Origin of the sequence: Paenibacillus sp. 1182 (assembly GCF_017833915.1) — a bacterium.
In the GTDB taxonomy this organism is placed as follows: domain Bacteria; phylum Bacillota; class Bacilli; order Paenibacillales; family Paenibacillaceae; genus Paenibacillus; species Paenibacillus polymyxa_D.
In genome coordinates, this window is record NZ_JAFICR010000002.1 from 64,686 (window position 1) to 88,372 (window position 23,687).

The window sequence follows — 23,687 nt, forward strand, 5'->3', positions numbered from 1 at the left end:
TATGATTCAACTTCATCAAATTCATAAGCATTTTGGACAGCATCACGTGTTGAAGGGTATAGACCTGACGGTGGGCAAGGGAGAAGTCGTAGTGATCCTGGGCCCAAGCGGATCGGGGAAGTCCACGCTGCTGCGCAGCATTAATTTTTTGGAACAGCCGACCAGTGGTGTCATTGAAATTGACGGTGTAAAGGTAGACGCGGCCAAGGCGGGAAAAAAGGATATTCTCGGACTACGGATGGCAACGGCCATGGTATTTCAGCAATATCAGTTGTTTAAAAATTTGAATGCACTCCATAATGTGATGATTGGTCTGACCAGTGTGAAAAAGCTGGATCGTAAGCAGGCGAGGGAGATCAGTGAAGGCATTCTGGAAAAGGTCGGGTTAAAGGATCGTATGACTTATTATCCTGCCCAGCTTTCGGGTGGACAGCAGCAGCGAGTTGCGATTGCCCGTGCTTTGGCACTAAATCCGCAGGTGTTGTTGTTCGATGAACCGACATCTTCACTTGATCCTGAACTGGTAGATGAAGTGCTGTCCGTGATTCAAAAGGTGGCGAGTGAAGGCAATACGATGATTATTGTCACGCATGAGCTTGGTTTTGCGAGAGATGTAGCGGATCGGGTTGTGCTGATGGAGCATGGTGTGATCGTGGAGCAGGGACCCGTGGAGCAGTTTTTCACCAATCCGAAGGAAGAACGGACACGGCAGTTTCTGGGCAAAGCGTTGGTACAGAGAGCGCCACAGGAGCAGCCTGTATCCCCATAAGAAGTACGTGGATGGCTTATAGGTGTGTGCAGCGCTGTAGACTTATTGTACCTATGTAAAAGGCACGTTAGACAAGTCGCAGGAGGAAGGAAAGCCCGCGCTTGTTTGTCGTGCTTTTTTGGCCCCTCATATCTCCATTCTTTTCCATTGCAAAGTAGCTTATCACACTTATTCATGATAAATTCTAAGAACAATACAGTGAAGATGTAATCGGGAAGGAACATTGGATATGAAAAAGGTTTTGTTCATTAATACCGGAGGGACCATTTCTTCCTCCTATCAGGAAAACGGCCTGACACCGACCCAATCGGCTGAAAATATTTTGGCGGAAATTCCGGAGCTGAAGGAGATTTGCGAGATTGATGCCCATAATCTGATGAGCATTGATAGCACAAATACACAACCTGAGGATTGGGCTTCCATCGCCCGGATGGTACATCGTTCGCTCGACCAATACGACGGTATTGTCATTGCACACGGCACGGATACAATGGCTTATACGGCTTCAGCCTTGAGCTTCATGTTGGGAACTGTAGACAAACCCGTCGTCGTGACAGGTTCGCAGGTTTCTATTTTGGCGGAGCACAGCGATTCCAAAAAAAATGTAATCGACTCATTCCTGACCGCATGTGGCGAGGTGGCCGGGGTTTTTGTCGTGTTTAACGGCAAAATTATCAACGGTAGCCGCAGTTCGAAGATCAGAACACGCAGCTATAATGCTTTTGAGAGTATTAACTATCCGTATATCGGACTCGTGGAGAACGGTAAGGTGATCTATACGGAGGGCGTATTTGCAAATCGCGGTACCGCTCGTCACCCATACAACGACGGGTATGCTTCGGAGGTATTTCTGCTCAGGCTGATTCCGGGTACGAATCCGGCGATTTTCGATGCCATTCAGGGCTTGGGCTATAAAGGTATCGTCATTGAGGGCTTTGGTATGGGTGGCGTCCCGTTTAAAGAAAGGAGCCTAATCAGCAAAATCGAGGAATTGATGAAGGACGGTATGAGTATTGTCGTGACTACTCAATGTCCTTATGAGGGCGGGGATTTGACGATTTACGAGGTGGGGCAAAAGGTACTGGAGAAGGGTGTTATTCCGGGGTATGACATGACAACGGAAGCGCTGGTGACGAAAATGATGTGGGCGTTGGGGCAGACGACCGATCCGGCAGGGGTAGCCAAGATTATGGCAACGAACTACGCGGACGAAGTTTCCTTGCCTGCGGATACAGCTTCCTTATAGGAAGCTGATTTCCGTAGATGAGGATTTTGCAAAAATACCGGGTTAACGCTGGGCTTGCCCCAGTCTGCTTTTAATCTCAATAGCTACTTTCAGCGCTTGTACAGCCGATTCCAGTGGAATCAGGCTTTCCGGATGTCCACCAAAGCATTCAAGTGCATGATCCAAGCTTTTTTCATATGGATTGGCAGATTCGAGGTTGATTTCTTGCTGTCCTGATACGGTATACTCATATAATGCGGTAGGTATAAGATCGTTTTCGTCGCTTTCATGAAATACCAGCTTGGCCTTTTCAAAATAAGCCTCATAGGCCACTGTGAATGGGTAGCTTCCCGGCAAGTGGGATGAGGCGATGACTTCTGTGAAAGTATCCCGATGCTGAAAGTAAGCCCGAATCTGTGCTTGTTCAGGATGAGTAACTTCTGTACCCCAGACTGTACAAGGATCACAGGGGCCTAATAGCCAGGTCAATAAATCCAGTTCATGAATCATGAACTGAGTAGGAATGGAGCTTAGTCCAAGATCCCCCCACAGAGGAGGCGTTTCTCTTTTCAAAGATAAGGAGATGAGCTTCCCGTATTTCTGTTGGCGGTATGCCTCATACAGATAGGTATAGGCGGGATCAAACTTAATGAACTGGTTGACCAGAATCTTTTTGCCATATTGCTTCTCAGCTTGTTGCATAAGAAGAGCGTCTTCGAGATCAAAGCAAACCGGTGTTTCACAAAATACATGCTTACCGTGCTTCAGCGCATCCACGGCATAGGACCTATGCAGCTGGGAGGGCAGGCATAGATCGACGATATCCACGTCTGGGTCCAGCAGAATATCCTCTATATTTTGTGTGACTTCTACGTTTAGCTCCTCTTTCAGCTTTTGTAGCTTGGTTTCGTTCCTTCCAAATACCGTGATTCTGTTTACTTTGGGATGGTTGTTTAACAGTGAGGCATGATACGCGCCGAATCCCGTCCCCAATATTCCAATATTCATCATCCATTACACCCCTTTACTTCTATGATACACACCTATTACTGCCAACAGGGTGTCAACAATCGTTGCATTATCTTTTCAATTCGGGTTAACCATCTATTGTGGAGGAATGATTGTGAGACTGCATCGTTTAATCGCGATTTTATTATGTATCGAATCTAGAGGGAGAATGAAAGCCAAGGAATTGGCGTTGGCACTGGAAACCTCTGTACGCTCCATCTACAGGGATATCGACCTCCTGGCTGAAGCCGGCGTTCCGATTGTTACCGCTTCCGGCCCGAAGGGCGGAATTTATTTAATGGAGGGTTATACGGCGAACCTGAAACAGTTGAATGGCGGGGATGTCATTCAGTTGTATTTAACAGGGATGGGCATTTATACAGGCGGGCCCACGGAATCGGGTTTGAAGTTAAAGAATGCTCTGCTCAAACTGGAACAGACGATGCCAGACTCGTATCAGTCCGATATTAAGAAAGCCAAAGCGCGGTTTTATTTTGATGATACGCCGTGGTGGACGGAACGTATAGCCATTCCTTGTCTTGAGTCCGTAAGAGCTGCGGTGTGGGGGTCCCATAAAATAAACATTCAATATGAAAAAGCTGACGGAATCTGTTCTTCCCGTCATGTGCATCCCTACGGACTTGTGGTGAAAAAAGGAGATTGGTACCTCATTGCCTTCTGTGAAGTTGGGCGGGAGGTTCGGACCTTTAAGTGTGAGCGAATCAAGGAGGTTCAGCCGTCTGCGGAAGTCTTTGAGGTTCCGGAGGATTTTTCGCTGGAGCATCATTGGATGAGACAAGAAACCGCGTTTAAGCAGCTTTGTGCAGAGAAAGAATACTATCCCGTTCTGATCCGAACGAATAAGAAGCAAGCGGAAATCATAGCGAAAAGGATGGAAATCATCCAGTCTGTACAGGAAGGCACTCATTTCATTCTAACGGTCAACATGTATAGTTATGAAGCGGCCTGCCGCGATGCTATGGATTGGATTGGCAGGGTTGAAGTTGTGGAGCCTGTAATACTCCGACAGTTTGTGAAGGAAGAAATTAACCGACTCCAGAGGATATATGGATAAATCATTAAAAAAACACCTGCCTAGGGCAGATGCTTTTGCTTGTTAAGTCCAGGCCCAGAGAAATCCGTCACGATCCCAGGCGATTCTGCCACCATGAAGCTTGCGAAATGCTTTTTTGATTTCTTTTTCCAGAGATACATGACCATGCTCGCTTATAAACACATACTGCTCTCCATACTCAGAGCGTACATATGCAATTGCATCTTCTTGTTTCAGGGTGCCCACTTCACGGATCTGCGCGACCATCCATTGTGCAATTTCTTGTTCTGCTGTAGGGGTGTTGTCCATTTGTCGTATCCTTTCCTGCGTACCGATTGGGTGTAGCTGCTCGGCTCACCTCCCCGTAGTATACGGCAATTCGGAGAATTATTGAATTTTTTGATATAAATTTACTGGAGCGGTTGGCTAAGCGAGCTTTCTTTTGTATAATTAAGGGAATATTCACGGGAATTTTCTTTTTTTGTATTGTAATCATGCAAGTAATCCCTGGGGGTGCCTGGTTTGAAGGAAACAACCACAATTCGCGCAGAGCTGGAACAGTACATCAGACGAGAAGGAATTACGATTAGTAAGTTTGGGGAGAACACAGGTATTAATGCAGGAACGATCAGTGCCATTATTAACGGTAATCGTCCGATTGCGATGCTGCTGTTGGATAGGATTGGTGCAGGCATGGGGCTTGAAGAAGGGAGCCTCTATGAGTTATACATTGATGAATTTATACGGAATACGGCACCGAATTGGCGACGGGTTCGTCCCTTTTTGCATCGCTGTGCAGAGCTGAACAAACTGGATTGTATTAAGCAAGTCGTGGAGTTTATGATGGACTATCTCATATACGCCCCAGCTTTGTTTGAGACAGCAGAAGAATTATTCAGCGAAGGTAAGCTCGAGGCTGCTGCAATTATTTATAAAAATGTTTCGGAAAGTGAGAAGTACCAACATTCAGAGCGTCTGGCGCTCTGCCAATACCGTTTATTTACGATTGCCGTTGGTGATGACCAGGACGAAAATTTATGGGCAGCCACACATTTCGAAAGCTTTGTGGACCGACTGGGTGAAGCAGACCAACTGGATGCCTTAAGAGACTTGGCTAATACCTATGCCTCCTTGCGGCGTTGGGATAAAGTAGAATGGTATGCTGAAAAAATGGCTCAAAAAGCCAAGGTACAATACGAGCAAAAATACGGAAATACCAGAAGACCGGAGCGTGGCAAGGAACCTAAGGGTCCTTTGTTTATGTATATTGTATATTCTTACGTGCTGCGTGCCGGGGTGTGGGATGAGCGCGGGGATTATCAGAAGGCACTGGAATTTGTATCCCTATACTCTGATTTGAGCTGGGTGCAAGAGGATACGGAAGAAGCTCGGCGTTTGAAGGCCCTTTGTAGCAACTGGGCTGAGGCCAACGGGTATTTATACCAGTTGATGTCCGGCAGTCTGGATGTGATTCCACAGTATGTAGATTATTTGGAAAAAAACGAAGGCGAAATTCTCGTGGGGTTACATAAAATTATGGTAGCGGCCAACCGTTATGATTTTAATGTAGACCATGTACTGCAACGTTTTGAAAAACAAATTGAGGCATTTGCAGATCAGCATGTTAAGGTAGGCACTTATACGGAGCAAATGTCAGCAGATCTCTATGCACGATTTTTGGCAGAGATGGCTTGTTATGATCTCAACAAACACCGTTATACCAAAGGTATGAAATTCTTGCTTGAGAGCCTTTCTTATTCCGTCGTGCTGAATGGTAATCCTGTCACCATCAAATGTGTAGGATTATTTGAAAAGTATCGGCATACTGCCACTTCTCAGGACAAAGAGGAATATAAAAACTTACTTGGAGAGGTAGAGTACATCCATGATAAAAAAGATCGTTTTTTCTCTGCTCGCATTTAATGTTTTTATCCTGTTGAATTTTCCACCCGTTACCCCTCCTATGGAAGATCCTAGCGATGTCCACAGTCATGGGTTGGGGGGATGGGCGCTTTCATCCCTTGAACCATCTACTTGAAAAGGTCTGGATTGTCGTAACCCAAAAGGTATCCTCTTGTGAAAAGAGGATACCTTTTTTTGGTCATCCGATGCGCTTGAATGGACCGCTTGGCTCAAGGCTTGGATGATGGAGGTACAGCAGGTGGAAACCAGACATGACGCAGATCCACCCAGCCCTGACTGTTAAAAGATACGCCGCGCACAGAAGGGAGATAGGCCGTCTGAACGGGTTTTTCATATAAAATATGCAGCTGGTGCTCATCCATGAGCCGAGTTTCGATATGTTCAAATTGCTGCGCCCTAACAGTGTGATCGGCCTCCCGTGCAATTTCACGCAGCAGTCTTTCGATATCCACACGGCTATGAGGCTCAACATGTCCGGATACATTCAGATACAAGTCAAACAGGCGTAATTGCTCATCACGGTCACGAAAGAGAGAAAAGATGATTAAGTCTGACTCCATACGGATAGATGAGCTTTTGAATTCATTCATAGATGCGGCCACGATGTTACAGGTATACCCACAGGATTCGAGCTGAGCCGCAACCCGGTCTGCGTCCGCTTTATACTCGGGAATGGTAGCAATTTGCAGTGCCGCCAGTGGTTCAAAAGAATCGTTAGATGAATTTACTGCTGGAGGAAGGGAGCGATGATCCAGACATGCTACAATGCGGGCACGTATTTCTGGGTTACGCAGCGGTCCATCCTTGTGTGTATTACATGTGATAAATTTGCGTACCGAAGCCGCTGAGTGAATCTGGCTCCATGCGGTATCCGTATCTCCCGCCGATACGGGATTATGGATAATGTGAAAAGAAGAAGCGGTGTCTTCCGTATCCGGCGATTCCAGCTTAGTCGCCCACGGGAGTTGGACAATTTCCACTCGGTCCAGATGAGCTCGGCCTTGAAAATAAGGTGCGAAAGCCTCCAGTGTACACAGGCTCTCGTTCATTTCCGTGACTTTGAATGCCCCTGTACCGACAGGGTGGATGCCAAAGGCGGCTTCACCCACCTGATTAAGCTCACGCGGCACAATCGCAGCCCGGCTGGTACACAGGAAGGATAGAAATAGCTCGTTTGGCTCCTTTAGTACGAAACGTACCATCGTCGGACTTAACGCCTGGACGTGCTGAATTTGCCGGACGATAAAATGGTAAAGTCTCCTTCCCGGGGCCCGACTCAGTCGCTCAAAGGTATAGACGACGTCTTCAGCGGTGAGTATTTTTCCGTTATGAAACAGCACTTCTTTACGCAGGAAAAAAGTCCACTGTGTACGAGTGGTGTCCACCTCCCAAGCGTGCGCCAATCCCGGCAAAATCTCGCCGCTTTCGTTCGCCCGACGGGCCAGGCCATCAAAGACGTGGCTGGATACGAAGGACTCGGCAAGCCAGTTCAAGTACAACGGGTCCAGCGTATAAAGTTGCTGGCGAATAGGCAGACGCAGCGTGTCGATCTGCTGCTGATCACTGCGCACCTCCGCGTGGTGCCCAAAATAATTTAGCAGCCAGCCTTGCAAATGCTCTTGCATGGTGGAGGAGCGCGAATGAACTCGGATCTCATCCAGCGCGCGTTTGATATCATGGCGGTCTATGGCTTGCATCATGGATTGCACGGCAATGTCTTCCGGCTGAATAAGGAAGCGCAGACTGGAGCGGCGGCCTCTGCCTCGGCGGGGAGTCCATTGTATCCAGTCATGCTGCTCCATTTTCTGAATGATCATCAAGGCGTTGCGGTGAGTACAGTCAAAAATAGCTGCTAGCTCATCCAGCGTCGTCTCTATAGTATGGTTTTCGTCCTTGTCGTCAGCTGCGTGTGAGTGAAGTCGTAAAAATTGGGCATGGAGTTTCATTCAAGGTTGCTCCGTTTCCCCTATATTTGATTAAAAGCGTAGCCACTTTTATAAAATAGGAAATTTTGTTTGAATTAATTTCTCTTTATCTTCTTATTTTATCATCTACAATAAGGGTTATAAAGCATATTTGCGGAGGTATTTATCATGCATGACAAGATGAATGGAACGTCTTTGCCGAAAACGTCGTTTCTGTCTGCCTTTGCTGGCGCAATTGTGTTGGCGCTGGTTCATCAATATCTGTTCTTCGGACATGGGCTGGGCGTGTCTATGCCCATTTTTGTTATTGGGTTTTACGCCTATATGTATGCCTTTAATCGAGATCGTTTCCAGCTCAAATCATGGATAGGGCGTTTGCTGTTTGTGATCATTTTCATGCTGGCATTGACATACGTGCTGTTCAATAATCCGATCCTATATGTGTTAAATGCGCTGGCGATACCTGCTCTGATTAGCGTACATATGGTGCTGCTGTTCGGGGAGAAAAGGCATGGCTGGTCAGAACCCGGTATTATCGGTCAGGCGCTAAGCCATTGGTTTTATCAAAATTTTCGCCATATCGTGACTCCGTTTCGAATGTTTAAGACGGCAGCCTTTCGGAATGTAAAGGATGAGCGTAAGCGTGTATTGGGTAAAGTGATAATCGGTCTACTTATTGCCTTGCCGTTGCTACTCATTATTATATCTCTGCTGGCTTCGGCAGACGGGATGTTCGAAAAGTTGTTATCTGGCATACCCGAATGGATTGGCACATTGACCTTTGGGAGTGGTTTGCCGCGGCTGATCTGGATCTGCTTTTTCACCTTCTGTTTCTTCTGTTACTTGTGGGGATTTGTACAGCCTGCTCCGCGTAATACGCAGAGAGAAACTCAGTCATCAACAGTACCTTACCACGAGCCGGTTGCGATCAAGTTTGATCCTGTAATTACCGCTACGGTGCTGATTGTCATGAATTTGGTGTATGTTGTGTTCGTCGTGTTGCAGTTCGGATATTTGTTTGGTGCATGGGAAGGTGCTCTGCCCGAAGGAACCTCGTATGCCGAATATGCGAGAAGAGGATTCGGGGAGCTGGTTATGGTAACAGGTATCAACTTTGTGCTGATGATCAGTGTATTGAAGTGGACTGAATTTGGCTCAGGTATAGTGCAAAAAATGAACAGCGGCCTGCTGTACATACTCGTGGGTTGTTCGGGTGTGATGCTGTATTCGGGATATACCCGGCTGGTTATGTACGAAGAAGCATACGGCTATACGTACACCCGCTATTTGGTACACGCGTTTATGATTTTTCTGGGCTTGCTACTGCTTATTGCAGCAATGCGCATTCATTTCCGTCAACTGCCGTTGGCGAAATATTATATTGTACTCGCTCTGGTCGCCTATGTCGTCGTGAACTATGTGGGCATTGATATACGGATTGCTGAAAATAATCTCGAACGGTATCGCACGACATCGGTGATAGATAAGGAATATTTGAGTGAGCTATCGGCGGACGCGATTCCGCTGCTGATTGACTTTAGCCGTAAGGAACATGGAGCGCTGGATGAGTTTTTACAAGCCCGTTTGACGAGCATGACGAGAGAAGAATCGGCTTGGTCTGAATTCAATTGGGCAAAGTATCGAGCGCAACGAGAATTGCACAACTATATTTTGGAATGAGAGGTGTTTGGGAATGATCGGAACAGATACAGTGGAGGGTATGGTATTGGAGCTACAGGATGAGATGTCACAGTATCAGCATCAATTTGGTGTAAGACGAAACCATTTTCTTGCGGAGGCGATGTCCTACGGAATGAGTGAGGAGGAAGCTCGGTCTTATGCTATCCAGAGTATCGGTCCGGTCGTTCCCGTCGCCTATATGCCTACGTTGGCCCCGGGTAAAACCCGACCGCTCAGTCCGATGCTGGCAGCGCGGTACCGATATGCGGGGGATTGGAAGGACATCGACGAGCACCTGCTCCTGCCGGATGAGGTGCTGCGGATCGCAGGTACAGAGCAGTTTCGCAGCTGGATCAGCGATATGCGGAATTACTGGGTGGAATCGGCTCCATACCGATTCGGGGATGATCGTCTTTCGCTGCTGTCGGTTGCAAGCGAGGAAGAGGGTCACTTTTCCATGCTCGTCTGGAAGGAACCCGGTGAAGAGCCTGAAGTATGGACGTATGCTTTGCAGCATGAATACCGATTCAGTCATCTGCTCCATTGGTTCAAGTGGCTGAACGGGCGAAGTGAAGAATGAGAGGTACAGATGATAAAAAAGAATCGTAATTGGATCGTGCTATTTATCGGCATCGCTCTGATGGTGGGGGCAGCAGACTATTTAACACAAGCTAAGCCTACGACTACTCCTGAGCTTATCGTTCCAACCGTAATCAGTGAAGAAAGCCTTCAGTTAAGTGATGATTAGGCTTTTTCTTCTGCCCGCTCGTATCGTTGGATATTCGGGAGGGAGTCTCGCTTATTAAGGCAAAAAGCATGAACGTACCTATGATTCTCCTTTAGCGCGTAACTGTGCGCTTTGCTGGGAAGTTTCCCCCGGCAAGGCGCTGTATATTTTCTCCATGTTGAACACGGTTTTTTCCGGTTCTTTCCATGTGATGATAAATATTTCCTTATTTCAAGCATTTATGCCTATTTTTGAGCTACTGATATTTTTGAAATAAGGAGGTTGTTTTTTGGATCGCGTAGGAATGGTCAGGGACTTGGATAGCTTAGGTCGGATTGTCATCCCCGTGGATATAAGAAAGCGTCTGGGGATTGGCAAGCATACAGCGATGGAGTTTTGGATGACGGAGAGTGGTTTGATCATGCGACAATGCACGGGGAAAGTTTGTACCTTATGTGGCGAACCTCAACATCTTACATATTTTAAAAATGCTTGGATCTGTATCTCTTGTATGAATGAATTGAAAAATAAACGATAAAGCTGGCAATCGGATTATTTGGCATGTATGTTACAATAAAAGGGCGAGTGACCCACCACAAGTTTCTCGCCCGGTCGATTGCCTTCAAGCAATCGGCTTTTTTAATTTTGCATAGTATATCCGATTGTATTGATTAATCAGTTCGTCCAAGACCATAGATTGACGGAGTACATAGATATGCTCTAGTCCATATTTCGCTTGCAAATCATAGAGCCGCTGTCGATTTTTCTCCAATCGTTGTTGCAAAGTTTCTTCACTTCCCATCATACACCCCTCCTTAGGTGATACTTATTTTAGGATGCCATGTGTATTTATGGGAAAAGTGAAAGTACATGAGGAATATCTTTTCTAAAAATTAAAAACCAGCTTTAGGAGCTGTAAGACGATCTAATTGTACGGTTGCCCGTGACGATCCCGCTTACCGTGCCTGGATTTATGTCTGCTACCAGACCGAATGGGTAATGTTTAACCCAAGAGTTGAATATACGGGAGGTTTTATCCTATTTGATCATGGAAATACCTAGTTGGAACCGATGATTTGGGCTACCAATCCCATCAATCACTAAAGGAACATTCAGATTTTTTTGAATTAATATTTTTAAAGATTACTGATTATAACCCAAAGTACGACTACTCTTTTAAACTCAAATTATTATAAAAGGCTTGTTGCATCAAGCTTGGATGGAATTACCTGCATACGTTCAGACGGATAATAGAGCATAAAACAAGGTACATAAACATGTCATATATTTTGGTATTTTCATAGTTTTATAGTAAATGACATAAAGAGGTGTTACTGCTATAGTTTGGGATAAGGGGCGACTTAATCCTCTCCGCTCACCTTAGAACTACAACAATGAGTGTCTAATGAATAGAGGGACTCAAAGGGCTGTGTGCAAACCTCATGCATCTTAATGGGAGCACACCATAAAAGGAGGTGTTCATGTATGGAAAATTAGAGGTATGGGGCTAACTATAAACCTCAACGTTTTAAGAAATATATAGTTCAAATTTAATCTATAAAATCATTTTGTGAAAAAAGTAGATTATATTAAAATTTAGGGAGGATATAGAATGAAGAAGGGGAATATTCGCAAAGTTACGACTAAAAAAATTGTTACAATTGCTGCACTTACTATTTTATCATTACACAGTTCATTGTTTTTTTCTTTGCAAGCATCTGCTGCTACCACATCCTTATTGTCGTGGGATTTAGTTGATTCTACTAAGCACCTAGAATGGGGAGGAAGTACAGCTTATCAAAATTCATTTAATGCAGGAGTAAATTCTTGGGAAAATTATAAGTTTGGTATTATTAGGCCAGACTATGTATCAACTATTGAAGATGTTACATTATCCGATTATTACGAAGTCAGTACAACTGCCGGTGTAACTTCTTCAGCGGGTACATTGAAATTCAATGAATATCGAATGAATACCTATAGCTCTAATCAAAAGCAAAATGTTGCTACTCATGAGCTTGGTCATGCTCTTGGATTGGGTCATAATACAAGTAGTGATGTAATGTATATGTATGTTACGTCTATAACAACGCTCAGCGCTAATGATAAAGCTTCATACGATCTCGCTTATAAAAAATACTAATTAAGGAGGTACAATCAATGATAATTAACATGAAGAAAAGTTTTATTTTCTTGTCTCTTTTCGCAATGATTTCCATGCTGGCTTCCGGTTGCTCCAATAGTAATGTAGACAAGAATATAACGAAGGCTGGCGAGGTTCCAACCAGTTATTTACATGCTTCATTTGATATAAATGTAGATAACCCTAAAGAGGTTGTAGGTTTTGCAGATTATGTATTTGTAGGATTTGTAGAAGAAATGACTGGAACTGATTATAAATTTCCTGTAACGAAAGAAACGGAAGATGGGCCAAAAGAATTGAAAAGTCCCTATACGAATTATTCCATTAAAGTGCTTGATAATATAAAAGGTAATCTAAAGAAAGATGTTTCCATTCCTCTTCAAAAGTCCGGGGGATTGAGTGAAGATAAGAGCACATATCTTTTATATGAAGATGACTTTCTCCCACAAAAAGGGAAGGCATACGTATTTACTGCTGCGACTCAGCCCGATGGTTCGTTGTTAGTATCAGGGCCAAATTCTAATATAGAAGTAAAAACAGATTTCTTTTCGAAAAACAGTATCCAGAAACTTAGTGAAGAGAGCATTGCTAATGAACTAACCAAAACAGATGAGTATAAAAAGTATCAGGATGCGTATAAAAACGAAATTGATAAAGATCGAAAAAGATTTACTTCCAAGTATGAAGCTTCTTAATATGAGCATTCTGCATAAATTTCCGGAGGGACTTCAATCGGATGATGCGAAACTCTGAATACCAATTTGTGATATAGATTTTTGTAAAGCAGTCTAAACCTCAAATATAGGGGATTTAGACTGCTTTAATCTAAAAACCTAATTCAGCTACCCGCCTTGAACCACCTTCAAAAGTAACGAAGGCAACAATTCTACAGGAGAACTAGAGGGCAATTTAACTGTAAGTCGATCAGGCTTATATAGATATTCTCGATAGAAAGCGCCCAAGGATTGAAGAGGGAAGCCCCGTTTCTCGAAGCAGTTCATTTGTTACCATAAAAGATCCTCTTCAATAAAAACAAAAGATTAGCTCAAATGAAAAAGCTAAAATGAATCATTTAGGACGCCTTCATTGGAAATCCAATCTCTTAGTTAAGACGCTTTATGTTATTCTTTGAAGATGCAATATAAAATTGGCGTGTAGTTCTCAATTATGGCCCGCTTACTAGCATTACTATTCACCATTATTTTTCTGAAAAGAGTAGGTTATAAATCCTATATAAAAAACCCAGCTCAAAAAGCCGGGCTTACATTATAAAGGATTTTTGTATGCTTATATAAATCCATCCGCAATAAAATAGATCTACTTACAAGAATGGTCTTAAAATTAATTAGCCACCATGTTGTTCCATAAGCTGTTGGGTAGGTAATTTTTCTTGGGGATGTATTGGGATGAACAATCCCCACACAAAGCTAGTTGCTAGAAGAATTATTCCTAGTTTTTTTTTCATCTTTATACACCTCATCAATCAGATTTTGGTAGGTTGCTATAGTTTCAGAAGATGCATGCTTTCTAAAACGTTCAAATACTCCTACGCACCTAATTATACATTCTTTACTTTTCAGCTTAGAAGATTTTTCTAGACTACTTAAAACAAAGTCTAAACCCACGCTATACATACCTTTACGTAAATAGTAATCAGCTAATTCATTTAGATAACGAGCAAAACGTTCTGAAATAAATTGTTTAGTATACACACGTTCATCTTTATGCTGTTCAGCTAATGTTTTGATCTCAATTTTGAATTTCTGTAATATATGATCCACATTAATATCAAATCGATTGGCTGCTTCTATTATATTTAATAAAGCAGGAAGCAATTCATCTTTTTTAGATTCAATATACGCTACATATTCAGGAAGTATACTTATATCTCCAGATAACAGCTTATTTACATAAGTATTAGCTTGTGCCCATTCTTTAAATCGGTTTATCCAATATTGAGTTTCCTTATCCTTCTCCCTCACCCAACTTAAATCGCTATAAGCGTAAGTATGTTGTAATGCCTGCTTATAATCCCCAGTCGCTTCACTAACACAAGCACGTAGTAAATGCGGAAGGGCGCGATAGAAGAATAACGGCATTTTGGATTTTTTTCTTGTTTCGCGTTTCTCATTCAATGAATATTGAATTTCGGCCTTACTCTCCAATACAGGTATCAGTTCCTCTAGTTTGTTAAATAATCGCAATGAACGGTATGTGTTGGCTAAATCTCTTAAGGCATCCAATTGATCTATGTCATCCAGACGTTCGATGAAAGGTTCAAACTGAGTAGCAGCCTGATGGTTTTTCTGTTGATCGTCTCCTTGCTTTGCCATAAAAATGCGGTACTGACAAAGGGCTAGTCGCTCGGAGTGCTGCTTTTTCTCACCAACGGCTACGCTCTCATAAAGACTGATGGACGCTGCAAACTTTCCTTGTTGGAAAAAGTCCTCAGCTATGGTAAACAGGGCATCGCCGTATGCCAGCTTTTCCATGAGCAGGTTAACGACCTGCTCAATGCAGTCCAACATGTTCAATTCTGCACAATGATAGAAAAGGGGCCTGACTCTACGTATGTTAGGGGTTGTTGCACTCAAAAATTCCTCAATATAATTCTTGTAAAAATGTCCTTTGGGGTGACCCAACGTGGCTGTAATACGATCTAATTGTTGAACGGAAAGTGTACGGTTGCCTGTGACGATCCCGCTTACTGTACCCGGGTTTATACCTGCCACCAGACCGAATTGAGTAATGTTTAACTCGTTCTGTTTCATGAAGTTTTCCAATTCTGCGCGTATCGTGGTTGTAGGTTCCAAGTGTAACAACCCCTTTAACGTAACATTTTATGTATTCCGTTAGATAGCGATCTATAAGGATATTTATTGGGACAATCCGATGCTAAAATATAAATCCATTCTGGGAGATATTATACCATCTTATGGATGTATTATATATACTTTTCTACTAATTACTTTTTTGTGAATTAGGATTATTTCCTTGCGTATTGCGTTGTTAAAGTAAGCCGGAAATCACCCTAATAGTTGAGAGGGAATGGAGGCCAACATCAATTGAATGTGGAGCCATTCAGATGTTCAAGCGACTCCGTTCATTTCCTCTACAACTTATATTCAGGGGGAATTTCAATGGCTAGAAGTGCAAGTACTTACGCATCTGTAATTGACGGTTTTAAGGTAGAAACGAACAAGAAGTATTCGCCAGTAGGTGGAACGAAATGTAATATTTTCGCTCAAGACGTGATGTCTGCGATGTCAGCACCCTTGCCAAGCGGCTTAGCCAATCAAATGGCTGATGCTTTACTGAATAAAAAAGCGCCGGGCTGGTACTCTGTAACCTTTCAGGATGCTCAAAAAAGAGCTAATCTCGGGTATCCTACGATCGGGATCAAAAAAGAGGATGGACATGGTCATGTAGTCGTTGTCAGACCGAAGGGTTCATCGATTACGATTTTGAAAGAAGTACAGGTTGCTCAGGCGGGGACCAAGAATTATAACAGTAACACCATTAACTATTCGTGGGTGGCAGCAGATCTGCCTGGAGTGAAATTCTACACACACGACTAATTATATTCGATATATTGGAAATTTAATGACCCCGGAAGCAGATCCACTCGATCTGTTTCCGGGGTCGTCTTTTTTATTTTGAAACGGAATGTTTAGATACAATGAAAGCTTTGCCTGGCTTGATAAAAGCAACAGCATAGCCATTGGAGAAGGAGGAGGATTCCGCTCTGTACTCAAGTTTAGTCAGCAGTTGCCCTTGACGATTGATGTAGCCAAATTTGCCGTCTGAGACGGATGATTGTGTTTGTTTACCGACTAAAGCAAAGCCTTCTTTGAACGGAGAGGTAACATCATATTTAAGTTGATATTTAATGACCAGCGTTCCGTTTTTATCAATAAATCCGATTTCGTTTTTTGCATTTTTCACACTCGCCAGGCCTTCACTAAAATTCTGAGCATCCGTAAATTTAAAGGGAATCACGACTTTCCCCTGTTTATTGATGAATCCCCATTTCCCCTTGGTATTTTGCACCGGGGCCAATCCCTCCGAGAAGTCTCCGCCAGATTTATATTGAAGAGGAATGACTTCTTTCCCTGCTGTATTGATATACCCGTAGAGCTCTTTGCTATTTTGAACAATAGCCAAGCCATCCGAGAAACCACGACTGTATTTGTATTTATAAGGAATCGCTAGTTGACCAGAGGCATTCACAAAACCGATCTTGCCAGTGTTGGGGGCGTAGGCAAGAGCCAGACCGTCCGTAAATATATATTCTGAATCCACATTTTCTTTAAAATGAGAAAGGATTTTTCCCGTTCGATCTATAATTGCATTTTCTTTGGTGTCTGCTATGGTGACCTTGGCTTTTCCTTCCGAAAAGAAATTGGCTTCGGTATATTGGCAAGGGATGACTAGTGTTCCTTTGGTGTTCATGTACCCATAGAGATTGGTTTTTGTATTTTTGGCGACGGCTCGCTGCTCATGAAAATCGCCAACGGGTTTAAGCTCGGCGGGAAGTGAGAAAGCTTTTGCTCCTTTGGTATTGTAATACACAAGGTTTCCAGCGGATGTTTCAGCGGCCAATAAGCCATCATGAAAAGCACCATCGCTCAGCGGGCGAGCAATGTTGTAATCCAGAGCAGTTTTAGAAACTTCAATGGTTGTTGTGCTGGATGCGGCCCAGCCTGTTCCAATAACGGAGAGGCTAGTAACCAGAATCAATGCAGCTAATCCTAACTTTTTTAACATGCATAAGCTCCTTTGTGAGTTGATTTTTTAACTTTGGGCTTCGGAAAATCTTACCCTCATACGTAAGGTCTTCCATAATATAGACGATAAAAATGTAGGAATGTTTCTTGATATTCTAAATTTTTCTAATTTTCAGCTATTACTGAGAGATTAAAGATAAGAGATCACGTTCATTTTTAAGAAAAAAAGTGGAGAAGTCGTGTCATTTTAAAAAAAGTCTATACATATAACCTAAATGTATAGACAAATCAAAAGACTGGATTTATAATTACGCTGTAAACGTTTTCTAGTACTTAACATCCAATAATACCTTGAAGGGAAGGAATAATCATGAAAAAAATTTTACTGGCGTGCAGCTCAGGTATGTCTACAAGTTTGCTGGTTACTAAGATGCAGGAATATGCTAAGTCCATTGGGGACGAGGCTGAAATTTGGGCAGTAGGTCAAGATCAGGCGGCAGAAGACATGGCTAAGGCTGACGCGGTATTGATTGGACCACAAATGAGTTTTCTGAAAGGACAACTGGAAAAGGAAGCAGCTCCATATGGTATTCACGTAGAAGTGATCGACATGATGGCCTACGGAATGGTTGACGGTAAGAAAGCCTATGAACAGGCCGTGAAGCTGGTGGAACGCAAAAATGGATAAAGTCAATATAGCTGAACTGACGGAAGAACAGATTAGTTTCCAACTTATTCTTCATAGTGGAAGCGCTCGCAGTAAAGTAATTCAGGCGCTGACCGAATACCGAAATGAGAATGTAGAAGGTGCGGACGAACTGCTCAAACAAGCCAAGCAGGATTTACGTGCTGCACATGATATCCATTTTCAAATGGTTAAGAAGGAAGCGGGAGGTACCCAAACTCCCTTCTCGCTCCTTCTGATGCATGCCGAGGATCATCTGATGTCCACGGTTACCATGAAAGACCTGGTTCTAGAATTGCTGGAGCTGTTCAAATCCAGAAATTTATAACGAAACATATAAGTATGTGAAATTGAGGACATGAAAAGCTTGCAACCCTATTGATGCAAGTCACTTCGCGGGGAGGAATAGGCTTTGTTTGAGAAATTAAGCCGGATACTGATACCTATTGCCGGTAAACTGAACAACAACCGCTATCTTACTGTACTGCGTGATGCATTTATGCTGTCATTTCCATTAACAGTTTTTGGCTCCATCATTGTCGTTATTATCAATCTGCCGTTTCTAAAAGGTTGGATGGGCGACGGTAATTATGCGACTTTTAACAGTCTGCTGAACATTGCGCCGAGTGCGACCCTGAACATCATGACCTTATTCGTGGTTGTCGGGATCGGCTATTATTTATCCCGAAGTTATAAGGTCGAGCCCATATTCGGCGGCATGATCGCGTTGGTCAGCTTCTTGATGCTCACCCCGTTTGTGCTGACACAAGAAAGCGGTGCCACGATTGCTGGTGTCATTCCGTTGGATCGGATTGGGGCCAAAGGCATGTTCCTTGGCATGATCGTTGCTTTTATAGCTGGTGAAATTTACCGAAGAGTGACACAGCGGAACATTATTATCAAAATGCCTCCAGGCGTTCCGCCGGCAGTTGCCAAGTCATTTGCCGCTTTGCTTCCGGCATGTATTACATTGGGCATATTTTTGATCATTAATGTTGTAGTTACACTGACCCTTCATAATAACCTGCATGATCTGATTTATCATGCCGTACAGGCACCGCTGGTACATTTGGGCAGTGGCATTATCCCTACATTGATTGCTATTTTCTTTGTTCAGCTTTTATGGTTCTTTGGTCTTCATGGTCAAATCATTATCAACTCGGTTATGGAGCCGATCTGGAATACGCTGGCACTTGAAAACTATGAAGCATACTCCAAAGGAGCGGAACTGCCGCATATTATCACCAAGCAGTTTGTGGATATTTATACCGTAGGTATCGGTGGTACAGGTATGACACTGGCAGTCGTGCTCACGATTCTGATCTTCCTGAAGAGCAAGCAATTGAAGCAGGTCAGTAAGTTGGCCATTGGACCAGGTCTGTTCAATGTCAATGAACCCGTCATTTTCGGTTTGCCGATTGTGATGAATCCGCTTATTTTTGTCCCATGGGTCATTGCTCCAATGATCGTTACGCTGATTACTTACTTCGCGATGTCCACCGGGCTTGTACCACCGCCTAACGGAATACAGGTCCCTTGGACGATGCCGTTGTTCTTTAGTGGAATGATGGCTACGGGATCTCTAATGGGAGGCGTACTGCAGTTGTTTAATATGGCTGTCGTTTTTGTCATTTGGTTCCCATTCCTGAAATTTATTGATCGGATGAACGTTCGTAAAGAGCAGGAAGAGGAGCTTAACCAAGCAGCCATTGCAGGTAAGGATCAAACTGTTGGAATGTAATGTGAATAAGCTGCTGGATTAGCAGCTTATTCATGCAAAAGAGAGAGGAGTAGAGCTGTGAATCATACCGAAATGAAAGATATCGAGCAGCAAACCATTCAATACCGTTTTCCATCCGACTTCTGGTGGGGCTCATCGGCCTCGGCTACCCAGACAGAAGGAACCATGGAGGGAGACGGCAAAGGACCGAACATTTGGGATTATTGGTTTGAGCAGGAGCCGAACCGTTTTTATGACGGGGTTGGACCTGGCGAAACGTCCCGTTTCTATACCCGTTACAAAGAAGATATTGCACTCATGAAAGAGCTTGGTCACAACTCCTTCCGGTTCTCTATTTCCTGGTCGCGTCTGTTTCCAGCGGGAAGGGGTGCGATGAACCAGAAGGCGGTTGATTTCTATAATGCCGTCATTGCAGAGTTGCATCAGGCGGGGATTGAGCCATTTGTGAGTTTGTATCATTTTGATTTGCCGATGGCTTTACAGGAAAAAGGAGGATGGGTGAACCGGGAGACGGTCGAAGCTTACGTAGATTACGCTAACACTTGCTTTGGGCTATTCGGAGATCGTGTGGCCAAATGGTTTACGCATAATGAGCCGATTGTCCCAGTGGAAGGCGGCTATCTGTACGATTTCCATTATCCGAATGAAGTGGATTTCGGTAAAGCTGTACAGGTGGGATACCATACCCTGTTATCGAGCGCGAGTGCCATTAAGGCATACAAAGAGGGAGGCTACAAGGGCAAAATCGGAATTATTTTGAACCTGACGCCGACCTATCCGCGTAGTCAGCACCCGGCAGACGTGCAGGCTGCTGAAATATGCGATGCGTTCTTTAACCGTTCCTTTTTAGACCCATCTGTGACGGGAGAATTTAACCCTTTGCTCGTGGAACTGTTGCGCCAAGAGGGCTTTGTACCGCTGATGGAAGACGGGGACCGGGAGATTATACGTCAAGGCACGGTGGGCCTGCTGGGGATTAACTATTATCAGCCTCGCAGAGTCAAGGCTCGCGAAAGTCTGCCGAATCCGGACGCGCCTTTTGTGCCGGAACGATTCTTCGATTATTACGCTATGCCTGGCCGTAAGATGAATGAGATGCGGGGCTGGGAGATTTATGAGAAGGGCATTTACGACATTCTGACCAATGTCAGACTGAATTACGGCAACATTGAATGCTTCATTTCAGAAAATGGGATGGGTGTTCAAGGCGAGGAAAAATTCAGGGATGAGCACGGCATGATCCATGATGACTATCGCATTGATTTTATCCGTGAGCATCTCAAATGGGTTCAACGGGCCATCTTGGAGGGCTCCAATGTGAAAGGCTATCACTTATGGACGTTTATGGACAACTGGTCCTGGACGAATGCTTATAAGAATCGCTATGGTTTTGTGTCTGTCGATCTTCAGGACGGCGGCAAAAGATCCGTTAAACAGAGTGGGCACTGGTTCAAACAAGTGATCGAAAATAACGGATTCTAAGGTGGTGGGTGGTCCTCTGGACCGCCTTTTTTTTATCACCGTGCCAAGTTACTCTGTATACTGCTGGTGAGAAAGTATATTGTTCGGTATACTTACTTATACCGTAATACCTCGATGTCCCCGCCTGCAGAACCAAAAGAACCAGCGCTACCGATGTTTTTGGTAAAATGCTGACATAAAACAAATTTTAGTACAGGTGGTAGACAGATGAATAAATACGAACGGATTGCACAAGAGGTCAAGAAGCGTATTATAGATAAGACCTATAGCAGTGATGATCCGATTCCCGATGAAATTTCACTGGCCAGTGAGTTCCGGGTAAGTCGGATGACGATTAAGCGGGCATTGGATACGTTGGTGTCGGAAGGGCTGTTGAATCGTAAAAGAGGACACGGAACCTTTATCGTCAAATCGGTCTACAATGTCCCGGTTAATGTCGTTGTGAATGAAATGCTGGGGCTGACAAACGTACTGCGCGGGAAAGAAATCAAAAGTAAAATCATAGCGTTTGACGTTCAATTTCCATCTGAAGAGGTAGCGGCGCATCTATTTATTGATGCCAATTCTCCTGTGTATCATGTCGTCCGTCTGCGTATTGTAGAGGGCGAGCCCTATGTGATAGAGCGCACATACATGCCTACCAAGCTGATCAGCGGTATTACCGAGCAGGTGTTGCACGGCTCAGTGTACAAACATATTAAGGAGGAGCTGGGCCTTAATATTGTCAGTTCACATCGTACCATCCGCGCGTCCAAGTCGACTGAGCTAGATTGGGAGTATTTGGACTGTGGTGTGGATGATCCGGTTTTAGAAATTGAGCAGGTAGGTTATCTGGATACGGGTATACCGTTTGAATACTCATTCTCACGGCATCGGTATGATAAATTTGTGTTTACCACAGTAAATCGGATACGTTGAGCGAATGAGTACGAAACAGGTGGTAAAGCAAGCATGGCAGAAGAAGCCTATTTGATATGGGATTCTCCTGTCATGTTCTTTTTAATGAAGCAAGTTAATTGCCAAGCAATCTGACTTCATGCACTGTCGGGGTATACCAGTTGTTCGGATTATTGAATAGCACTGCATTTACAAGGTTGATTCGCACGTAGCGAGCTTGAAAATTGACTTTGTCACTGGTAAAACCATATGTGGTATTACCTGTGCGATCAATCGTGGAGTAGTTGACTCCATCCATGCTGTATTCAATTTTGTATTTATAATACGCTTCAGATCCTTTGTACATAAACCATGAAATACCCACTTCGCGGATGGTCTTGGAACTGCCCAAATCGACCTGCCACCATGCAGGCCAGGATGCGGAAGTAGCCTTCCACGAGGTTTGGGCGTTGCCATCGTTCGCCAGTGAAGCTGGAGAACCGGATGCGGCTGAGCTAGCAGTCGCTGTTTTGCCCTGTGCATGATTCACAAGGGACGGTAGAATTACTGTGCCTGTGGCAGCATCCAGATCCCAGCTACTGTACCAGTTCAGGGTTGCTGTTTTGTTGGCGTCATTCAGAGTTAGTGGTAACCAGATGAATTTGTGGTCGCTCAGATTGAGCGGGTTCCAGCGGTCGCCCATATAGATGTAGCTGGTTCCCGCGCTACCCGTAATCGTGGCGATGGAGTGGATTTGCGATCCATAAGCCGCCGGATCACCGAAGGGCGATAGAGCAGACCAGCTTCCCGTCATGGAACTGGCGGTTGCGTAAGCGCCCTGATTCGGATACCAGCCGGATGCCTGCGAGGTGAACAGGTAGTAGGTGTTGTTCTTTTTCACAACAGCAGGAGCTTCGCGATAGCCATTTTCAAAAATCCAGCCAACAAACGACTGCACGCCTGTATAATCAGCTGTCAGCTTGAAGATCGCCATCGTATCGTTGGCGCCGCCATTTTTACGGGAAGCTGTAATAAGGTAGCCGCTACCGTCAGTATCCGTGAACACCGTCATATCACGAGACTCGTAATTCAGCGGGCGAAAGCTGCCTTGGTAGGCAAAATTTCCGTCGGGTGTATCGCTGGTAGCGACGGCTACACGACCTAGGGAGTAGTCCGTGCCATTTTCATAGTGCGCCCATAATACATATTTTCCGGTGGTTTTGTTGTAGATGACTTTGGGACGTTCGATTTTGCTCGAATTTAGCTCAGGGGCGGAACCTTTGGTGAGAATAGTGCTGCGGAAGGACCAATTTTTCAGATCGGTTGAGGTATACACGTTCACTTTTTCAAATTTCCAGTTTTCGGCGTGCTCGCCGTACCAATAATAAGTGGAACCTACTTTTAGGATATTACCGCTGTTCGCCTGAATGGGGTTACCTGCGGTGTCTTTCCAATCCGTTCCGTTCGTAATGGCCGTGCTTGCTGTTGCGCTCAGGGATAGTTCGGCATTGGCGACGTCCAAACCATTCAGCGCCTGGTTCACTTCGGTCCCGTAGGTTGCTTGCGTAACTCCTGTTGTATTGGCATGGGCTGCGTCGGGTTGAAGACCCGCACTGGACACTGCGAACAGGATACAAATCCATGCGGCTAACCATTTGCTGCTGTGGATCCACTTCACGATATCATCTGCCTCCTTTAACACGAATAGGATGGGCCGTAACG

The 23,687-nt window shown here is 44.4% G+C and carries 23 protein-coding genes; 16 read left to right on the forward strand and 7 right to left on the reverse strand.

Features of this window, described 5'->3' with window-relative positions:
* Position 1: 1 nt before the first annotated feature.
* Positions 2 to 769, forward strand: a complete 768-nt coding sequence (locus JOD82_RS03325; protein ID WP_029518797.1) for an amino acid ABC transporter ATP-binding protein — start codon at positions 2 to 4, stop codon at positions 767 to 769.
* A gap of 229 nt (positions 770 to 998) precedes the next feature.
* Entirely contained in the window at positions 999 to 2,015 is a 1,017-nt protein-coding gene (locus JOD82_RS03330; RefSeq protein ID WP_209947588.1) for an asparaginase, read from the forward strand.
* A 42-nt stretch (positions 2,016 to 2,057) separates the two neighbouring features.
* Here JOD82_RS03330 and JOD82_RS03335 read toward each other — a convergent pair whose 3' ends face one another.
* Positions 2,058 to 3,005, reverse strand: coding sequence for a Gfo/Idh/MocA family protein (locus tag JOD82_RS03335; RefSeq protein WP_209947589.1), 948 nt, complete (start codon positions 3,003 to 3,005; stop codon positions 2,058 to 2,060).
* A 106-nt stretch (positions 3,006 to 3,111) separates the two neighbouring features.
* On the opposite strand from JOD82_RS03335, the gene JOD82_RS03340 reads away from it, so the two are divergent.
* Positions 3,112 to 4,077: a helix-turn-helix transcriptional regulator gene (locus JOD82_RS03340; RefSeq protein ID WP_176715751.1), complete on the forward strand. Its 966-nt coding sequence runs from the start codon at positions 3,112 to 3,114 to the stop codon at positions 4,075 to 4,077.
* Between the two features lie 42 nt (positions 4,078 to 4,119).
* Here JOD82_RS03340 and JOD82_RS03345 read toward each other — a convergent pair whose 3' ends face one another.
* Positions 4,120 to 4,365 carry a DUF6953 family protein gene (locus JOD82_RS03345; RefSeq protein WP_069012262.1) on the reverse strand — a complete coding sequence of 82 codons (246 nt, stop codon included), beginning with the start codon at positions 4,363 to 4,365 and terminating at the stop codon, positions 4,120 to 4,122.
* A 213-nt stretch (positions 4,366 to 4,578) separates the two neighbouring features.
* Between JOD82_RS03345 and JOD82_RS03350 the strand changes: the two genes are divergently transcribed.
* The gene (locus JOD82_RS03350) at positions 4,579 to 5,979 is read left to right on the forward strand and encodes a transcriptional regulator (RefSeq protein ID WP_069012261.1); all 1,401 of its coding nucleotides are present in this window, start codon (positions 4,579 to 4,581) and stop codon (positions 5,977 to 5,979) included.
* Positions 5,980 to 6,188: 209 nt separating this feature from the next.
* On the opposite strand, the gene JOD82_RS03355 is transcribed toward JOD82_RS03350, so the two are convergent.
* Positions 6,189 to 7,925 carry an ABC transporter substrate-binding protein gene (locus tag JOD82_RS03355; protein WP_069012260.1) on the reverse strand — a complete coding sequence of 579 codons (1,737 nt, stop codon included), beginning with the start codon at positions 7,923 to 7,925 and terminating at the stop codon, positions 6,189 to 6,191.
* Between the two features lie 147 nt (positions 7,926 to 8,072).
* On the opposite strand from JOD82_RS03355, the gene JOD82_RS03360 reads away from it, so the two are divergent.
* The 4 genes from JOD82_RS03360 to JOD82_RS03375 all read left to right on the forward strand — a co-directional run bounded on the left by JOD82_RS03360 (position 8,073) and on the right by JOD82_RS03375 (position 10,849).
* Positions 8,073 to 9,584, forward strand: coding sequence for a DUF4153 domain-containing protein (locus JOD82_RS03360; protein WP_029518789.1), 1,512 nt, complete (start codon positions 8,073 to 8,075; stop codon positions 9,582 to 9,584).
* 13 nt (positions 9,585 to 9,597) lie between these two features.
* The gene (locus tag JOD82_RS03365) at positions 9,598 to 10,164 is read left to right on the forward strand and encodes a hypothetical protein (protein ID WP_029518788.1); all 567 of its coding nucleotides are present in this window, start codon (positions 9,598 to 9,600) and stop codon (positions 10,162 to 10,164) included.
* Positions 10,165 to 10,173: 9 nt separating this feature from the next.
* Complete coding sequence (locus tag JOD82_RS03370) at positions 10,174 to 10,332, forward strand: hypothetical protein (protein ID WP_176715748.1); 159 nt, start codon at positions 10,174 to 10,176, stop codon at positions 10,330 to 10,332.
* Between the two features lie 268 nt (positions 10,333 to 10,600).
* Complete coding sequence (locus JOD82_RS03375) at positions 10,601 to 10,849, forward strand: AbrB/MazE/SpoVT family DNA-binding domain-containing protein (protein WP_209947591.1); 249 nt, start codon at positions 10,601 to 10,603, stop codon at positions 10,847 to 10,849.
* A gap of 84 nt (positions 10,850 to 10,933) precedes the next feature.
* On the opposite strand, the gene JOD82_RS03380 is transcribed toward JOD82_RS03375, so the two are convergent.
* Positions 10,934 to 11,113, reverse strand: a complete 180-nt coding sequence (locus JOD82_RS03380; RefSeq protein ID WP_209947593.1) for an aspartyl-phosphate phosphatase Spo0E family protein — start codon at positions 11,111 to 11,113, stop codon at positions 10,934 to 10,936.
* Positions 11,114 to 11,923: 810 nt separating this feature from the next.
* Between JOD82_RS03380 and JOD82_RS03385 the strand changes: the two genes are divergently transcribed.
* Together JOD82_RS03385 and JOD82_RS03390 are read left to right on the forward strand one after the other, a co-directional pair.
* On the forward strand, positions 11,924 to 12,454 hold the full coding sequence (locus JOD82_RS03385) for a matrixin family metalloprotease (RefSeq protein ID WP_209947595.1): 531 nt from the start codon (positions 11,924 to 11,926) through the stop codon (positions 12,452 to 12,454).
* 17 nt (positions 12,455 to 12,471) lie between these two features.
* A complete protein-coding gene (locus JOD82_RS03390) occupies positions 12,472 to 13,149 on the forward strand; it encodes a cell surface protein (protein ID WP_209947597.1) in 678 nt (225 codons plus the stop codon).
* A gap of 732 nt (positions 13,150 to 13,881) precedes the next feature.
* On the opposite strand, the gene JOD82_RS03395 is transcribed toward JOD82_RS03390, so the two are convergent.
* Positions 13,882 to 15,267 carry a transcriptional regulator gene (locus JOD82_RS03395; RefSeq protein WP_209947599.1) on the reverse strand — a complete coding sequence of 462 codons (1,386 nt, stop codon included), beginning with the start codon at positions 15,265 to 15,267 and terminating at the stop codon, positions 13,882 to 13,884.
* A gap of 327 nt (positions 15,268 to 15,594) precedes the next feature.
* Here JOD82_RS03395 and JOD82_RS03400 point away from each other — a divergent pair, with 327 nt between their 5' ends.
* Positions 15,595 to 16,032 (forward strand): hypothetical protein, encoded by a 438-nt coding sequence (locus JOD82_RS03400; RefSeq protein WP_165145680.1) that lies wholly within the window; start codon positions 15,595 to 15,597, stop codon positions 16,030 to 16,032.
* A gap of 73 nt (positions 16,033 to 16,105) precedes the next feature.
* Here the strand turns inward: JOD82_RS03400 and JOD82_RS03405 are convergent, their stop codons facing one another.
* Entirely contained in the window at positions 16,106 to 17,221 is a 1,116-nt protein-coding gene (locus JOD82_RS03405; RefSeq protein WP_209947601.1) for a WG repeat-containing protein, read from the reverse strand.
* 330 nt (positions 17,222 to 17,551) lie between these two features.
* Between JOD82_RS03405 and JOD82_RS03410 the strand changes: the two genes are divergently transcribed.
* The 5 genes from JOD82_RS03410 to JOD82_RS03430 all read left to right on the forward strand — a co-directional run bounded on the left by JOD82_RS03410 (position 17,552) and on the right by JOD82_RS03430 (position 22,007).
* A complete protein-coding gene (locus tag JOD82_RS03410; RefSeq protein WP_029518773.1) occupies positions 17,552 to 17,869 on the forward strand; it encodes a PTS sugar transporter subunit IIB in 318 nt (105 codons plus the stop codon).
* Entirely contained in the window at positions 17,862 to 18,194 is a 333-nt protein-coding gene (locus JOD82_RS03415) for a PTS sugar transporter subunit IIA (RefSeq protein WP_013312602.1), read from the forward strand. The genes JOD82_RS03410 and JOD82_RS03415 overlap by 8 nt, the downstream gene beginning before the upstream one ends.
* A gap of 84 nt (positions 18,195 to 18,278) precedes the next feature.
* A complete protein-coding gene (gene celB / locus JOD82_RS03420; protein WP_029518772.1) occupies positions 18,279 to 19,607 on the forward strand; it encodes a PTS cellobiose transporter subunit IIC in 1,329 nt (442 codons plus the stop codon).
* A 72-nt stretch (positions 19,608 to 19,679) separates the two neighbouring features.
* Entirely contained in the window at positions 19,680 to 21,089 is a 1,410-nt protein-coding gene (locus JOD82_RS03425) for a glycoside hydrolase family 1 protein (protein ID WP_049817047.1), read from the forward strand.
* Between the two features lie 207 nt (positions 21,090 to 21,296).
* Complete coding sequence (locus JOD82_RS03430; RefSeq protein ID WP_029518770.1) at positions 21,297 to 22,007, forward strand: GntR family transcriptional regulator; 711 nt, start codon at positions 21,297 to 21,299, stop codon at positions 22,005 to 22,007.
* 94 nt (positions 22,008 to 22,101) lie between these two features.
* On the opposite strand, the gene JOD82_RS03435 is transcribed toward JOD82_RS03430, so the two are convergent.
* Positions 22,102 to 23,643: a family 43 glycosylhydrolase gene (locus JOD82_RS03435; protein WP_209947603.1), complete on the reverse strand. Its 1,542-nt coding sequence runs from the start codon at positions 23,641 to 23,643 to the stop codon at positions 22,102 to 22,104.
* Positions 23,644 to 23,687: the final 44 nt, after the last annotated feature.

Excerpts from the sequence above, each read along its gene's own strand:
- JOD82_RS03325 (WP_029518797.1), top strand. The coding sequence starts at position 2 with ATGATTCAACTTCATCAAATTCATAAGCATTTTGGACAGCATCACGTG.
- JOD82_RS03330 (WP_209947588.1), top strand. The coding sequence starts at position 999 with ATGAAAAAGGTTTTGTTCATTAATACCGGAGGGACCATTTCTTCCTCC.
- JOD82_RS03335 (WP_209947589.1), bottom strand. The coding sequence starts at position 3,005 with ATGATGAATATTGGAATATTGGGGACGGGATTCGGCGCGTATCATGCC.
- JOD82_RS03340 (WP_176715751.1), top strand. The coding sequence starts at position 3,112 with ATGATTGTGAGACTGCATCGTTTAATCGCGATTTTATTATGTATCGAA.
- JOD82_RS03345 (WP_069012262.1), bottom strand. The coding sequence starts at position 4,365 with ATGGACAACACCCCTACAGCAGAACAAGAAATTGCACAATGGATGGTC.
- JOD82_RS03355 (WP_069012260.1), bottom strand. The coding sequence starts at position 7,925 with ATGAAACTCCATGCCCAATTTTTACGACTTCACTCACACGCAGCTGAC.
- JOD82_RS03360 (WP_029518789.1), top strand. The coding sequence starts at position 8,073 with ATGCATGACAAGATGAATGGAACGTCTTTGCCGAAAACGTCGTTTCTG.
- JOD82_RS03365 (WP_029518788.1), top strand. The coding sequence starts at position 9,598 with ATGATCGGAACAGATACAGTGGAGGGTATGGTATTGGAGCTACAGGAT.
- JOD82_RS03370 (WP_176715748.1), top strand. The coding sequence starts at position 10,174 with ATGATAAAAAAGAATCGTAATTGGATCGTGCTATTTATCGGCATCGCT.
- JOD82_RS03380 (WP_209947593.1), bottom strand. The coding sequence starts at position 11,113 with ATGGGAAGTGAAGAAACTTTGCAACAACGATTGGAGAAAAATCGACAG.
- JOD82_RS03385 (WP_209947595.1), top strand. The coding sequence starts at position 11,924 with ATGAAGAAGGGGAATATTCGCAAAGTTACGACTAAAAAAATTGTTACA.
- JOD82_RS03390 (WP_209947597.1), top strand. The coding sequence starts at position 12,472 with ATGATAATTAACATGAAGAAAAGTTTTATTTTCTTGTCTCTTTTCGCA.
- JOD82_RS03400 (WP_165145680.1), top strand. The coding sequence starts at position 15,595 with ATGGCTAGAAGTGCAAGTACTTACGCATCTGTAATTGACGGTTTTAAG.
- JOD82_RS03405 (WP_209947601.1), bottom strand. The coding sequence starts at position 17,221 with ATGTTAAAAAAGTTAGGATTAGCTGCATTGATTCTGGTTACTAGCCTC.
- JOD82_RS03410 (WP_029518773.1), top strand. The coding sequence starts at position 17,552 with ATGAAAAAAATTTTACTGGCGTGCAGCTCAGGTATGTCTACAAGTTTG.
- JOD82_RS03415 (WP_013312602.1), top strand. The coding sequence starts at position 17,862 with ATGGATAAAGTCAATATAGCTGAACTGACGGAAGAACAGATTAGTTTC.
- JOD82_RS03425 (WP_049817047.1), top strand. The coding sequence starts at position 19,680 with ATGAAAGATATCGAGCAGCAAACCATTCAATACCGTTTTCCATCCGAC.
- JOD82_RS03430 (WP_029518770.1), top strand. The coding sequence starts at position 21,297 with ATGAATAAATACGAACGGATTGCACAAGAGGTCAAGAAGCGTATTATA.